General features: G+C 62.4%; 12 protein-coding genes. 9 read left to right on the top strand and 3 right to left on the bottom strand.

The window, feature by feature from the left end; genetic code table 11:
- Nucleotides 1-3 precede the first annotated feature (3 nt).
- The 7 genes from hisS to J3P88_RS25065 all read left to right on the top strand — a co-directional run bounded on the left by hisS (nucleotide 4) and on the right by J3P88_RS25065 (nucleotide 7,474).
- A complete protein-coding gene (hisS, locus tag J3P88_RS25095) occupies nucleotides 4-1,293 on the top strand; it encodes a histidine--tRNA ligase (RefSeq protein ID WP_250964530.1) in 1,290 nt (429 codons plus the stop codon).
- Nucleotides 1,294-1,333: 40 nt separating this feature from the next.
- Nucleotides 1,334-1,975, top strand: a complete 642-nt coding sequence (locus tag J3P88_RS25090) for a YfgM family protein (RefSeq protein ID WP_186705404.1) — start codon at nucleotides 1,334-1,336, stop codon at nucleotides 1,973-1,975.
- Nucleotides 1,968-3,119 (top strand): outer membrane protein assembly factor BamB, encoded by a 1,152-nt coding sequence (gene bamB, locus J3P88_RS25085; protein ID WP_053118636.1) that lies wholly within the window; start codon nucleotides 1,968-1,970, stop codon nucleotides 3,117-3,119. The genes J3P88_RS25090 and bamB overlap by 8 nt, the downstream gene beginning before the upstream one ends.
- Nucleotides 3,120-3,319: 200 nt before the next feature.
- Nucleotides 3,320-4,792, top strand: coding sequence for a ribosome biogenesis GTPase Der (gene der / locus J3P88_RS25080; protein ID WP_003185121.1), 1,473 nt, complete (start codon nucleotides 3,320-3,322; stop codon nucleotides 4,790-4,792).
- A 268-nt stretch (nucleotides 4,793-5,060) separates the two neighbouring features.
- A complete protein-coding gene (locus tag J3P88_RS25075) occupies nucleotides 5,061-6,209 on the top strand; it encodes a pyridoxal phosphate-dependent aminotransferase (protein WP_434572202.1) in 1,149 nt (382 codons plus the stop codon).
- Nucleotides 6,197-6,991, top strand: a complete 795-nt coding sequence (locus J3P88_RS25070) for an amidohydrolase (RefSeq protein WP_186730000.1) — start codon at nucleotides 6,197-6,199, stop codon at nucleotides 6,989-6,991. The genes J3P88_RS25075 and J3P88_RS25070 overlap by 13 nt, the downstream gene beginning before the upstream one ends.
- Nucleotides 6,992-7,054: 63 nt before the next feature.
- Nucleotides 7,055-7,474 (top strand): hypothetical protein, encoded by a 420-nt coding sequence (locus J3P88_RS25065; RefSeq protein ID WP_186705407.1) that lies wholly within the window; start codon nucleotides 7,055-7,057, stop codon nucleotides 7,472-7,474.
- Between the two features lie 206 nt (nucleotides 7,475-7,680).
- Here J3P88_RS25065 and leuA read toward each other — a convergent pair whose 3' ends face one another.
- The 3 genes from leuA to xseA form a co-directional block, all read right to left on the bottom strand.
- On the bottom strand, nucleotides 7,681-9,360 hold the full coding sequence (gene leuA, locus J3P88_RS25060) for a 2-isopropylmalate synthase (RefSeq protein WP_186705408.1): 1,680 nt from the start codon (nucleotides 9,358-9,360) through the stop codon (nucleotides 7,681-7,683).
- Between the two features lie 459 nt (nucleotides 9,361-9,819).
- On the bottom strand, nucleotides 9,820-10,641 hold the full coding sequence (locus J3P88_RS25055; protein WP_186705409.1) for a peptidoglycan DD-metalloendopeptidase family protein: 822 nt from the start codon (nucleotides 10,639-10,641) through the stop codon (nucleotides 9,820-9,822).
- Between the two features lie 3 nt (nucleotides 10,642-10,644).
- On the bottom strand, nucleotides 10,645-12,024 hold the full coding sequence (xseA, locus tag J3P88_RS25050; protein ID WP_030139579.1) for an exodeoxyribonuclease VII large subunit: 1,380 nt from the start codon (nucleotides 12,022-12,024) through the stop codon (nucleotides 10,645-10,647).
- Nucleotides 12,025-12,281: 257 nt separating this feature from the next.
- On the opposite strand from xseA, the gene J3P88_RS25045 reads away from it, so the two are divergent.
- Together J3P88_RS25045 and J3P88_RS25040 are read left to right on the top strand one after the other, a co-directional pair.
- Nucleotides 12,282-13,049 (top strand): sulfite exporter TauE/SafE family protein, encoded by a 768-nt coding sequence (locus J3P88_RS25045; protein ID WP_434572199.1) that lies wholly within the window; start codon nucleotides 12,282-12,284, stop codon nucleotides 13,047-13,049.
- A 69-nt stretch (nucleotides 13,050-13,118) separates the two neighbouring features.
- Complete coding sequence (locus tag J3P88_RS25040) at nucleotides 13,119-13,667, top strand: sugar ABC transporter ATPase (protein ID WP_434572197.1); 549 nt, start codon at nucleotides 13,119-13,121, stop codon at nucleotides 13,665-13,667.
- Nucleotides 13,668-13,704 lie beyond the last annotated feature (37 nt).

Below are 13,704 nucleotides of genomic sequence, written 5' to 3'. Positions count from 1 at the left end.
CACGTGAGCAAGTCTCTGCAAGCCATTCGTGGCATGAACGACATCCTGCCCGAGCAGACGCCCCTGTGGCGCTATTTCGAGGGCACCGTGGCGCGCCTGCTGGATAACTACGGTTACCGGCAGATCCGCATGCCGATCGTCGAGTTCACCGAGCTGTTCAAGCGCTCCATCGGTGAAGTGACCGACATCGTCGAAAAAGAGATGTACACCTTCGACGACCGCAACGGCGATTCCCTGACCCTGCGCCCCGAAGGCACGGCGGCCTGCGTGCGGGCGGTGCTCGAACACGGCATCACCGGCGGCGGCCAGGTGCAGAAACTCTGGTACATCGGCCCGATGTTCCGTCACGAGCGCCCGCAGAAAGGCCGTTACCGCCAGTTCCACCAGATCGGCCTCGAAGTGTTCAACCTCGACGGCCCGGACATCGACGCCGAGCTGATCGTCATGACCTGGCGCCTATGGGGCGAGCTGGGGCTGCGTGACGCGGTCAAGCTCGAGCTCAACAGCCTGGGTACCAGCGAGTCCCGTGGCCGCTACCGTGAAGCGTTGGTGGAGTTTCTGTCCGCCCACCTCGACAAGCTGGACGAAGACAGCCAGCGCCGCCTGAAGACCAATCCTCTGCGCGTGCTCGACACCAAGAACGCCGAGACCCAAGCGATCCTGGTGGACGCGCCGAAAATGGCCGACTACCTCGACGACGAGTCCCGTGCGCACTTCGAGGGGCTGAAGGCACGCCTCGACGCCGTGGGCATTCCCTACGTGATCAACCCCAAGTTGGTCCGTGGCCTGGATTACTACAGCAAGACCGTCTTCGAGTGGGTCACCGACAAGCTCGGCGCCCAAGGCACCGTCTGTGCCGGTGGCCGCTACGACGGGCTGGTGGAGCAGATGGGCGGCAAGCCGACCCCGGGCGTGGGCTTTGCCATGGGCATCGAGCGCCTGGTGCTGATGCTTGAGGCGCTGGATAAAGTGCCTGAAGAGCTGTCCCGTCAGGTCGACGTCTACCTGTGCGCCTTTGGCGAGGCCGCCGAACTGGCCGCCCTGGCCCTGAGCGAGCGGATCCGCGACCAGTTGCCCAACCTGCGCCTGCAGATCAACGCCGGCGCCGGCAGCTTCAAGAGCCAATTCAAGAAGGCCGACAAGAGCGGTGCGCTGTACGCACTGATCCTCGGTGACGACGAACTGGCCCAACAAGTGGTAGGTTTCAAACCCCTGCGTGGCCAGGGCGAACAACAAAGCATTGCCTGGGATGCGCTTGCTGCACACCTGGCCACCTGCGTCGTGCAGGGTTGAAGCTGTCAAACAGCCGATTTAGCGATTAAGGAGTATTGGGGTGTCGAGTACCGAAGATGAACAGCTGGCGGATTTGAAGGACTGGTGGACGCGCAACGGCAAGCCGCTGGTCACTGGCGGCCTGTTGGCGCTGGTCATCGTGTTCGGCTGGCAGGCCTACCAGAAATACCAAAGCAACCAGTCGCAAGGCGCCTCGGTGCTCTACCAGCAATTGCTGGAAACCACCCTGACCCCGGACGGCAAGCCTGACGCGGCCCGCGTGGCGGACCTGGCCGGCAAGCTGGACAAGGAATTCGGCGGCACTGCCTACGCCCAATACGGTCGCCTGTTCGTGGCCAAGGTGGCGGTGGACAGCGGCAAGCTGGACGACGCGGCCACCGAGCTGAAAGCCATTGTCGACAAGCCGGTCAACCCGACCCTGGGCGAAGTGGCGCGTCAGCGCCTGGCGCAGGTGCTGGCGGCGCAGAACAAGGCCGAAGACGCCTTGAAGCTGCTCGACGGTGACGCCGACAAGGCGTTCCTGGCGACCCGCGAAGAACTCAAGGGCGACCTGCTGGTACAGCTGGGCCGTGCCGATGAGGCCCATGCGGCCTACCAAAAAGCCAAGGCTGCGCTGTCGGATGAAGCCGCGGTCGGTGGCCTGCAAATCAAGCTGGACGACCTGGCCAAAGGGGATGCGTGACGTGATTCGTTGGAAACATGCAGCATTGCTGGCCCTGGCCATTCTGGCCGCGGGTTGCAGCAGCAACAGCAAGAAAGAACTGCCGCCGGCCGAACTGACCGACTTCAAAGAAGAAGTCGTGCTGCAGAAGCAGTGGAGCCGTTCCATCGGCGATGGCCAGGGTGAAACCTACAACATGCTGGTGCCGGCCATCGACGGCGACACCATCTATGCAGGCGACGTCACCGGCGTGGTAATGGCGATGGACCGCACCAACGGCGACGTCAAATGGGAAAAGGACCTTGAGCTGCCTGTTTCCGGCGCCGTTGGCGTGGGTTATGGCCTGGTCATGATCGGCACGCTCAAGGGTGAGATCGTCGCCCTGGACGCGAGCAGCGGTGAAGAGAAATGGCGCGCCCGCGTGACCAGCGAAGTGCTCGCACCGCCCGCCACCAACGGTGACGTGGTGGTGGTGCAGACCCAGGATGACCGTCTGATCGGCCTGGATGCCGCCACCGGCAACCAGCGCTGGTTGTATGACAGCACCCCGGCGGTACTGACCCTGCGTGGCACCAGTGCGCCGATCGTTACCAACCGCCTGGCGGTGGCTGGCTTGTCGACCGGTAAAGTGGTTGCCCTGGATATTTCCAACGGCGTGCCGGTCTGGGAACAGCGCGTAGCGATCCCGCAAGGTCGTTCGGAACTGGAGCGTGTGGTCGACATCGACGGCGGCTTGCTGCTGTCCGGCGGTACGCTGTACGTCGCCAGCTACCAGGGTCGCGTCGCGGCACTGGACCTGGAAAGCGGTCGTCCGCTGTGGCAGCGCGATGCGTCCAGCTACGCCGGTGTCGCCCAGGGCTTTGGCAGCGTCTACGTGAGCCTGTCCTCGGGTACCGTCGAAGGCGTTGACGAGCGTTCCACTACCGCATTGTGGAGCAACGACTCCCTGGCCCGTCGTCAACTGTCGGCCCCGGAAGTGTTCTCCAGCTACGTCGCAGTGGGTGACCTGGAAGGTTACCTGCACCTGCTCAGCCAGGTGGACGGTCGTTTCGTCGGCCGTGAGCGCATCGACAGCGACGGCCTGCGTGCCCGTCCGCTGGTGGTGGGCAACATGATCTATGTGTATGGCAACAGCGGCAAACTGGAAGCCCTGACCATCAAGTAAGACTATGCTTGGGTTAATTCCCAAGCGGCTTCATTCATGTGGGAGCGGGCTTGCTCGCGAAGACGGTGGATCAGTCGACATTCATGTCACTGGACTAGCGCTATCGCGAGCAAGCTCGCTCCTACAGAATGGCCCCCGAGCACCAGCCGCTGCCTCGCAGCGGCTTTTGTATTTTCTGAAATAACGAAGTGGAGAGCCGCATGGTTCCCGTAATCGCCCTGGTGGGCCGACCGAACGTCGGCAAGTCCACCTTGTTCAACCGCCTGACCAGGACACGCGACGCCATTGTCGGCGACTTGTCCGGTCTGACCCGTGATCGCCAATACGGTGAGGCCAAGTGGCAAGGGCGTACCTATATTCTGGTCGACACCGGCGGCATCTCCGGTGATGAACACGGCATGGACGAAAAAATGGCCGAGCAGTCGCTGCTCGCCATCGAAGAAGCCGATGTGGTGCTGTTTCTGGTAGACGCCAAGGCTGGTTTTACCGCCGCCGACCAGATGATCGCCGAGCATTTGCGCAAGCGTAACAAGCGTTCCTACGTGGTCGCCAACAAGGTCGACAACATCGACCCGGACATGGCTCGCGCCGAGTTCGCACCGTTGGGCATGGGCCAGGCGATCCCGATCGCCGGCGCCCACGGTCGCGGCATCACCCAGATGCTGGAAATCGCCCTGGAGAGTTTCCCCAAGGACGACGCCGAAGAGCCGGAAGACGGCGAAGAAGAGATCGTTGCCGAAGGCGAGGAAGCCAAGCGCATTCCGGGCCCGAGCGAAAAAGACGGGATCAAGATCGCCATCATTGGTCGCCCGAACGTAGGCAAGTCGACGCTGGTCAACCGCATGCTCGGCGAAGACCGGGTCATCGTCTACGACCAGCCCGGCACCACCCGTGACAGCATCTATATTCCCTTCGAACGTAACGAAGAGAAGTACACGCTGATCGACACCGCCGGTGTGCGCAAGCGCGGCAAGATCCACGAAGAAGTTGAAAAATTCTCGGTGGTCAAGACGCTGCAGGCGATCAAAGACGCCAACGTGGTGATCTTCGTGATGGACGCCCGCGAGGGTGTGGTCGACCACGACTTGAACCTGCTGGGCTTCGCCCTGGAAGCCGGTCGTGCATTGGTCATCGCGATCAACAAGTGGGACGGCATGACGCCGAGCGAGCGCGACTTTGTGAAAGTCGAACTCCAGCGTCGGCTGTTCTTCGTCGACTTCGCCGACATCCACTTCATCTCGGCCTTGCACGGCACGGGCGTGGGCAACCTCTACGCTTCGGTGCAGAACTCGTTCAAGTCGGCGGTCACTCGCTGGCCGACCAACCGCCTGACCCAGATCCTCGAAGATGCGGTCGGCGAGCACGCGCCACCGATGGTCAACAACCGTCGAATCAAGCTGCGCTACGCCCACTTGGGCGGTGCCAACCCGCCGATTATCGTGATCCACGGTAATCAGATCGAGAAGGTGCCCAAGTCCTACGTTCGCTACCTGGAGAACACTTACCGTCGTGTCCTGAAGCTGGTCGGCACGCCGATCCGCATCGAGTTCAAGGGCGGCGAGAACCCGTACGAAGGCAACAAGAACACGCTCACCGACCGCCAGGTCAACAAGAAGCGCCGCTTGATGTCGCACCACAAGAAGGCCGACAAGAAGCGCCGCGACAAGCGCTGAATCAGGACCGCTTTTGTGGCGAGGGAGCTTGCTCCCGCTGGGCTGCGCAGCAGCCCCAAAGATGTACCTGCCACCGCAGTGCATCAGATGAAACACAGGGGCTGCTTCGCAGCCCAGCGGGAGCAAGCTCCCTCGCCACAGAGTTTTCCTGCGATTCGGTGACAAGAAAAGGGTGCCCTTGGCGGCACCCTTTTTCATGCCCGGCGATTGGGCTATCCTCGAGCTCTCCCGCGCCGCGCCAGAGCCGGGTGCAGAGCAGGGACCCTCCATGATCACCAGCAAGTTGCCGAACGTCGGCATCACGATTTTCACTCAGATGTCCCAGCTCGCCGCGCAGACGGGCGCGTTGAACCTGTCCCAGGGGTTTCCCGACTTCGATGGTCCGCAGGCCTTGCGCGACGCGGTCGGTCGGCACATCGCCCAAGGCCACAACCAATATTCACCCATGACCGGCCTGCCGGCGCTGCGCCAGCAGATCGCAGCGAAGATCGCCCGCAGCTACGGCGCCAGTGTCGATGCCGACCTGGAAGTCACCGTGACCCCTGGCGCGACCCAGGCGATTTTCTGCGCCATCGCGGCGGTGGTCCACAGCGGTGACGAAGTGATCGTCTTCGACCCCAGCTACGACAGTTACGAGCCCTCCGTGCAATTGGCCGGTGGGCGTTGCGTGCATGTGCCATTGGGCCTGGATGACTTTGCCATCGACTTCGAGAAGCTCGGCGAAGCCCTGAGCCCGCGCACGCGCATGATCATCCTCAACTCGCCGCACAACCCCAGCGGCGCCCTGATCAGCCGCGCCGAACTGGATCAATTGGCGGCGCTGATTCGCGACCGCGACATCTATCTGGTCAGCGACGAGGTTTATGAGCACTTGGTATTCGATGGCGTCGCCCATGCCAGTGTCCTGGCCCATGAAGAGCTGTACCGCCGCGCCTTCGTCGTCAGTTCGTTCGGCAAGACCTACCACGTCACCGGCTGGAAAACCGGCTACGTGGTGGCGCCAGCGGCGCTGACCGCGGAGCTGCGCAAGGTGCACCAGTACGTCAGCTTCTGCGGCGTGACGCCGTTGCAGTACGCCCTGGCTGACTTCATGGCCGAGCATCCGGAACACGTCGACGAACTGCCGGACTTCTACCAGGCCAAGCGTGACCTGTTCTGCGATTTGCTGGCCCCGTCGCGGTTCAGCTTCAAGCGCGTGACCGGCACGTATTTTCAACTGGTGGACTACTCTCGGATTCGCCCGGACCTGAATGACGTCGACATGGCGCTGTGGATGACCCGCGAACACGGCGTGGCGACCATTCCGATCTCGGTCTTCTACCAGGACCCACCGCAAGGCCAGCGCCTGGTGCGCCTGTGCTTTGCCAAACGCGAGGAGACGCTGCGCGAAGCGGCGGAAAAACTATGCGTGATTTGAGCGCGTTGCCGGACCTCGACATTGCCCTGGTCCAGACTACCTTGGCCTGGCATGACCGCGAGGCCAACCTGGAGCATTTCGAAGCGCTGCTCGAACAGGCGCGCGGGGCTGACCTGATCATCCTCCCGGAAATGTTCACCACCGGTTTCTCCATGGAATCCGAGACCCTGGCGGAGCCTGAACACGGGCCCACCAGCCGTTGGCTCAAGGACCAGGCGGCGAAACTGGACGCGGTGATCACCGGTAGCGTGATCATCCAGGCCGGCGACGGCAGCCATCGCAATCGCTTGCTGTGGGCGCGGCCGGACGGTGAAGTGCTGCATTACGACAAGCGCCATCTGTTCCGCATGGCCGGCGAGCATAACCACTACACACCGGGTGACCAGCAGGTGCTGTTCGAACTCCAGGGTTGGCGGATCCGGCCGTTGATCTGCTACGACCTACGCTTCCCGGCGTGGAGCCGTGATGCCGAGGACACCGACCTGCTGTTGTACACCGCCAACTGGCCCGGGGCGCGGCGTCAGCACTGGAATCGTCTGTTGCCGGCCCGGGCGATCGAAAACCTGTGCTACGTGGCGGCGGTCAACCGTGTGGGTACCGATGGCAAGGGCTTCGCCTACACCGGGGACAGCCAGGTACTGGATTTCCAGGGGGAGAGCTTGCTCAGCGCTGGCGAAGCCGATGGCGTGTTCAGGGTGTGTTTGAAGGCGGCGGATCTGGCAGCGTATCGCACGCGGTTTCCGGCGAACCTGGATGCCGATCGCTTCGAATTCATTTATTGAAACGATTCAGCCTCAAGAAACGCTGTCGGGTGCCGATAACGGGTCAGCCAAGGAGGAGTCCCTATGACCAGTATCAGCGCAACCACCGTTAACCCTTATCCATTGTCGGCCCCAAAGGTCTCCATCCGCGGGGCTGAAGAAGAGAAAGCAGTCAGTCCAGTGGCACCGACTGATAGCAGCGAAGACAAAGACAAGAAACTGGCAGTCGACACCAGCGGCGCGAATATCGCTGGTGCGGGTGGCAGCAGCGGCACCGGCGATGTCATCGAACAACTGAAGAAGCAGATCGAACAGACCCAGAAGTTGCTGGCCGAGCAGCAAGCCCAGCTAGCCCGCGTGCAAAAAAGCCGGGCCGATGAAGAGCAGAAAGCCCAGGAAACCATGGCGATCCAGACCCAGATCATGGCGACCCAGGCGACTTTGCAAACCTTGCAGGCCGCGCTGTTGCAGGCGATGACTATTTCGATCGATACCCATGCCTGATATCTCGGCCGTCTGAGAGGGCCCCTTCGCGAGCAAGCCCGCTCCCACAGTGGAACTGCGGCGGACGCAGACTCTGTGCCTGGCAGAAACCTCCTGTGGGAGCGGGCTTGCTCGCGAAGAGGCCGGAACAGCCAACCAAAACCATCAGCCAAACAAAAAGGCCCCAGGGTTCACACCCCGGGGCCTTTTTGCATTTCAGCCTTGGATCAAGCCGCCTTGGCCTCTGGCTGGCTCAGCGAACGGTTCAGTGCACTGAACAGCGCCTTGAAGCTCGCGGTGGTGATGTTCTCATCGATGCCCACACCATGCACCGCGCGCTCGCCGTTGACTCGCAGTTCGATGTACGCCGCGGCCTTGGCGTTGGTGCCGGCGCCGATGGCGTGTTCGTTGTAGTCCATGATCTCCACCGGAATTGGCAGGCCAGCCACCAGTGCTTCCAGGGCGCCGTTGCCTCGGCCGCGCCAGTGCAGGTTGGTCTCGCCCTGGCCCTTGCTCGCCACTTCCACTTCCACGGCGCTGTTGCCGTTTTCTTCCTGCAGGCGATGGCTGACCAGCGCGTACGGGGTGTTGGCTTGCAGGTATTCACGCTGCAGCAGGGCGTGGATCTGCTGGGCGGTCATTTCCAGGCCCAGGCGATCGGTTTCGCGCTGCACCACCTGGCTGAACTCGATCTGCATGCGACGGGGCAGGCTGATGCCGTATTCCTGCTCCAGCAGGTAGGCGATGCCGCCCTTGCCCGACTGGCTGTTCACACGAATCACTGCCTCGTAGCTGCGACCGATGTCGGCCGGGTCGATTGGCAGGTACGGCACTTCCCACAGGGTGTCCGATTTCTGCTGGGCAAAACCTTTGCGGATCGCATCCTGGTGCGAGCCCGAGAACGCGGTGTGAACCAGGTCGCCGACGTACGGATGACGCGGGTGCACCGGGATCTGGTTGCATTCCTCGACCACTTTGCGCACGCCGTCGATGTCGGAGAAGTCCAGCTCAGGGTTGATGCCCTGGGTGTAGAGGTTCAGCGCCACGGTTACCAGGTCGACGTTGCCGGTGCGTTCGCCGTTGCCGAACAGGCAGCCTTCGACACGGTCGGCGCCGGCCATCAGGCCCAGCTCGGTAGCGGCCACGCCGGTGCCACGGTCGTTGTGGGTGTGCAGGCTGATGAGCACGCTGTCACGACGGGTGATGTTGCGGTGGAACCACTCGATCTGGTCGGCGTAGATGTTCGGGGTGGCGACTTCCACGGTGGCCGGCAGGTTGAGGATCACCTTGCGCGCCGGGGTCGGGTTCCACACTTCGATCACGGCGTCGCAGACTTCCTTGGCGAATTCCAGCTCGGTGGCGCTGAAGGTCTCTGGCGAATACTCGAACTGCCACTGGGTTTCCGGCTGCTGGGCGGCGTATTTGACGAACAGCTTGGCCGCGTTCACCGCGATTTCCTTCACGCCTTCCTTGTCCTGATTGAACACGATACGGCGGAACGACGGGCAGGTGGCGTTGTACAGGTGGACGATGGCTTTTTTTGCGCCACGCAGGGATTCGAACGTGCGGGCGATCAGGTCTTCACGGGCCTGGGTCAGCACCTGGATGGTGGTGTCGTCCGGGATGTGGCCTTCCTCGATGAGGGTGCGCACGAAATCGAAGTCGGTCTGCGAGGCGGCCGGGAACGACGCTTCGATTTCCTTCACGCCCACCGCGACCAGGGTTTTCCAGAAGCGCAGCTTCTTGACCGCGTCCATCGGCTCGATCAGCGACTGGTTGCCGTCGCGCAGGTCGGAGCTGCACCAGATCGGCGCGGCGGTGATGGTCTTCGACGGCCAGGTGCGATCCGGCAGGTTGATGGTCGGGAAGGCGCGGTATTTCGAAGACGGGTCTTTGAGCATGCTCATGGGCGGAATCCTTATTGTCGTGGCCGGAAAAAGGCGGCCTGCCGGTGGTTCGAATGGGGGTGGCTCTACAGCCGGGACGAGGTGCCGCGATTCAGCCCGGCAGTCGTGCGCTGACGAGGCACAGGCTGCGATGCTGGCGAAGCTGGATGAGGGTGTGAGAGGTTTTCATGCCTTCAACCCTAACCGCGTGGACGGGGGGTTGCAAGCAGTCGGGGAAAATTGGGAGAAGTTCTGCTTTTAGATGGGTTTGCGAGATTTAATCGCGTGACGCTGAGGTAATTGTAATTTTATTGCGTCGATGTTTCTCGCTTGGCAATCCATGATGATGGACTGCGATGCGGCTGACGCTTTCGCGAGCAAGCCCCCTCCCACAGGGGAATGTCGGTGATTTCAAAATCAACGCTGTACCTGTGGGAGCGGGCTTGCTCGCGAAGAGGCCAGTAGCCTCACCACAAACACTCAGGGTTGAAACGCCCCGATAAAAATCGCCGGATCCACCCGCGCATCATTCAAGCTGATGTTCCAGTGCATATGCGGCCCCGTCGCCCGGCCGGTGGCGCCGACCTTGCCCACCACGGTGCCCCGGGCCAGTTGCTGGCCGACCTTCACGTCAATCTTCGACATGTGGCAGAACATGCTGATGAAGCCTTGGCCATGGTCGACGAATACGGTGTTGCCATTGAAGAAGTAATTGCCGGTGAGGATCACCTTGCCGGCGGCCGGGGTCTTGATCGGCGTGCCGGCGGGCACGGCGAAGTCCAGCCCGGCGTGCGGGTTGCGCTCTTCGCCGTTGAAGAAACGGCGCACGCCGAACTTGCTCGACAGCGGACCGTTGACCGGTTTGTCCAGCAACAGGTTGCTGGGGATGTTCGGGCTGAAGCTGCGATAGGCCTTCAGTTGCACCGCCAGCTCGGCGTCGATGCGCTTGAGATCCGCCGGGTTCGGATTGACCTGGCGCTTGTTCTTCAGGGTGATGTGCTGCTCGGGGTACTTCTTGTAGCCGACCACGAACGGTTGGGTAGTGCCGGCGCTGCTGATCTGCTGGGTGCCGGGCTGGACCGTCAGCGGAATGCCGACAATCGCCAGCCAGTTCTGTTGTTCCTTGACCACCAGCACCGGTTTGCCCTGGTAAGTGGCTTTGGGTGCCTGGGCCGCGCTGCCCAGGTCCACCACGGCCACACCGCCGGGCACCGGCTTGTTCAGCAAGCGGGTGATGTAACTGTCGGCGTGGGCGTTGACGGTCAGGCATAGCAAGAACAAGGGGGCGAGATATCGCGGCATGAATCAATCCAGTAAAGAAAGGGTGACCGGCGTCAGGTGATTGTCCTCGACCCGCACCAGCAGTTCGCCTTCGCCGAGCTTGGCGGTCAGGCGCTGGCCAGTCTGGGTTTGCCCGGCGCTGCGGATCGCATGGCCGCGCTCGTCGAGCAAAATGCTGTAGCCGCGACCGAGGGTCGCCAGGGGGCTGACGATGTGCAGCGTCTGCATCTGGTTGTGCAATTGCACGCGTCGCGTCTTGAGCCCTTCGCGCATGGCCCGGGGCAGGCGTTCGGCGAGGCTGTCCAGGCGCTGGCGCAACATCGCCAGTTGGCGGCCCGGATGCTGCCCGGCCAGGCGGGTTTCCAGGCGGATCAGTCGTTCGCGGCGAGTATTGAGGCTGCGTTCGAAGGCCCGGCGCATGCGCATGTCCAGGTCGTCGAGGCGTTGGGCCTGCTGGCGCAGGCGTTCACCGGGATGGCGCAGGCGTCGGGTAAGGCCTTCGAGGCGCAGTTGATCGCGCATCAGCCGGTCGCGCATGCGCATCACCAGCCGGCGATGCAGGCTTTCGACCCGGCGCACCAGGTCGCCGGCATCCGGCGCCAGCAGTTCGGCGGCGGCAGAAGGGGTCGGGGCGCGGACGTCGGCGACGAAGTCACTGATGGACACATCGGTTTCATGGCCGACAGCGCTCACGATCGGTGTGACGCAGGCGTCCACCGCCCGGGCCACGGCTTCTTCATTGAAGCACCACAAGTCTTCCAGCGAACCGCCGCCCCGGGCCAGGATCAGCGCATCGAAACCGCGAGCATCGGCCAGTTTCAGGGCGCGGACGATTTGCGCGGTGGCTTCGCGGCCTTGCACGGCGGTGGGAATCAAGGTCAGGGAAATTTGCGGCGCGCGGCGGCGGAACACGCTGATGATGTCGCGGATCACCGCGCCGGTGGGCGAGCTGATGATGCCGATGCGTTGCGGATGGGCTGGCAGCGGCACCTTGCGCTCGGCACTGAACAGGCCTTCGGCGCTGAGCTTTTCCTTCAGGGCATCGAAGGCCAAGCGCAGGGCGCCATCGCCGGCCGGCTCCACGGTGTCGAGGATCAGTTGATAGTCGCCACGGCCCTCGAACAGCGAAACCTTGCCGCGCACCTTCACCGCCAAGCCGTCTTTCAGAGCCTGGCGCACCCGTGCGGCGTTCTGTCGGAACAGCGCGCAACGCACCTGGGCGCCGCTGTCCTTGAGAGTGAAATACACGTGGCCTGAGGCGGGGCGGGCGAGGTTGGAGATCTCGCCCTCGACCCAGATGTTGCTGAACACGTCTTCGAGCAACACCCGCGCGCGGCCGTTGAGCTGGCTGACAGTCAGGACTTCGCGGTCCAGGCCCAGTCGGGCAAAGGGATCTTTAATCATGGGCGGCATGATAAGGGGATTCGTTGGTGAATCTCCATGAGTGAAAACAAATCCTCCTGTGCGCTTTCTGCCAGACCGAGTCGTCCCCTTCGCGAGCAAGCCCGCTCCCACAGGTACAGCATCAACCTTCAGATCGCTGATTTCTCCCTGTGGGAGCGGGCTTGCTCGCGAAGGCGATAGGTCAGTCACCACAAATACTGGATATGCCCCGACACATCTGGCTAAAGTCCCCGCTCTCCTCATCAAGGAAGTGCCGGATGAATCTTCTCCCATGGTTGGGCCAGTGGGCATTTGCCCCGATGGAATGGCTGGTGATCGCCTCGGCCATTGTCCTGGCCTACATCGTGTTCGGCATCGCCGGGTTTGGCACGGCGCTGGTGGCGGCGCCGATCCTGCTGTTGTTCATGCCCCTGTCGAAAATCGTCCCGCTGCTGGTCTTGCTCGATTTTGTCGCGGCCTTCGGCAACCTGTTGCCCTCGCGTCGTGACGTCTCCCGGCCGGAACTGCTGCGCTTGCTGCCGTGCATGGCGCTGGGCTGCACCCTGGGGGTGATTTTCCTGCTCAACCTCAAGTCCGACGTGTTGCTGTTGTTGATGGGGTTGTTCATCTGCGCTTATGCCATCTACAGCCTGTTGATAAAGACCCGGCTGACGCAGTTGTCTTCCCTGTGGGCGTTTCCGATGGGCACGGTGGGCGGGATGTTCGGGGCGTTGTTTGGCAGTGGCGGCTTTTTGTATGCGATCTACCTGAACAGTCGCCTGCCCAAGGACCCGGCCCGTGCCACGCAAAGTGCCTTGATCAGTTGCAGCACCGTGGTGCGCTTGAGCTTGTTTATCATCGCCGGGGTGTATGCCGAGCTACCCTTGTTGGTACTGGCGCTGTGTTTGTTGCCGGCCATGGCGCTGGGGTTGTGGGTGGGCCGTCGCTTGACCATGAGGTTGTCGCGCGAGGCGTTCGTGCGACTGGTCACCTGGCTGGTGCTCGCCAGCGGTATCGCCTTGATCGGGCGTTACCTGAGTGCTTGACCTGGCCCAGCCAGGGATTAAGCTGCCGGCCCTTTATAAGAACCGCCAGGGAAACCGCCAGGCCTCGCCATGAATTCGCAAAGCATCATCGTCCCGAAAATTTCCACCCTGCCGGTCCACGAGCCTCGGGCCCGGGCAATCGTGCGCTGGCTGGTGCGCAAGAACATCGTCGAAGAACAACTGACCACCTGCGGGCGTACCGGCAATCGCATGGCCCACGCCATCGCCCCCGGTGCCCGCGACGTGGTGCTGCATCCCGACGCACTGCCGTTCGGCGAGCCGGTCAATGGCCTGGAGATCATCACCAAGCGCTGCATCTATACGCCGGCCAAGGGCTTTCTTGAAGAAGCCGGTTGCGCCGAGTGTCGCCGGGAGATTGGCGAAGCGCTGTTCGAAAGCCTGGAAGATTGGATGCCAGGGCGCACCGACAACTTCACCTGCCCCGAATGCGGTCATGAAGATGACATCAATGGCTTCCTGTTCCTGCAGCCGTGCGGCTTTTCCAACCTGGGGTTCATCTTTAATAACTGGCTGGAGGCGGGGTTCAAGCAGGACTTCCTCGATGAATTCGCCGATTGGCTGGATCAGCCGGTGAGTTGGGTGAAGGTGGAGTTGTAGCGAGGACACCCAAACGCTGTGGCCAGGAACACGCAGC

The sequence above is a fragment of the Pseudomonas sp. Z3-6 genome, assembly GCF_051131985.1.
In the GTDB taxonomy this organism is placed as follows: Bacteria; Pseudomonadota; Gammaproteobacteria; order Pseudomonadales; family Pseudomonadaceae; genus Aquipseudomonas; species Aquipseudomonas zanjanensis.
Note: the sequence above shows the minus strand (reverse complement) of the source record. Positions and strands in the feature narration are given on the sequence as shown.

Coding starts and splice junctions, on each gene's coding strand:
- xseA (WP_030139579.1), bottom strand. CDS start 12,024: ATGATTAAAGATCCCTTTGCCCGACTGGGCCTGGACCGCGAAGTCCTG.
- J3P88_RS25065 (WP_186705407.1), top strand. CDS start 7,055: ATGACCAGTATCAGCGCAACCACCGTTAACCCTTATCCATTGTCGGCC.
- J3P88_RS25040 (WP_434572197.1), top strand. CDS start 13,119: ATGAATTCGCAAAGCATCATCGTCCCGAAAATTTCCACCCTGCCGGTC.
- J3P88_RS25075 (WP_434572202.1), top strand. CDS start 5,061: ATGATCACCAGCAAGTTGCCGAACGTCGGCATCACGATTTTCACTCAG.
- J3P88_RS25055 (WP_186705409.1), bottom strand. CDS start 10,641: ATGCCGCGATATCTCGCCCCCTTGTTCTTGCTATGCCTGACCGTCAAC.
- J3P88_RS25070 (WP_186730000.1), top strand. CDS start 6,197: ATGCGTGATTTGAGCGCGTTGCCGGACCTCGACATTGCCCTGGTCCAG.
- der (WP_003185121.1), top strand. CDS start 3,320: ATGGTTCCCGTAATCGCCCTGGTGGGCCGACCGAACGTCGGCAAGTCC.
- J3P88_RS25045 (WP_434572199.1), top strand. CDS start 12,282: ATGAATCTTCTCCCATGGTTGGGCCAGTGGGCATTTGCCCCGATGGAA.
- bamB (WP_053118636.1), top strand. CDS start 1,968: ATGCGTGACGTGATTCGTTGGAAACATGCAGCATTGCTGGCCCTGGCC.
- leuA (WP_186705408.1), bottom strand. CDS start 9,360: ATGAGCATGCTCAAAGACCCGTCTTCGAAATACCGCGCCTTCCCGACC.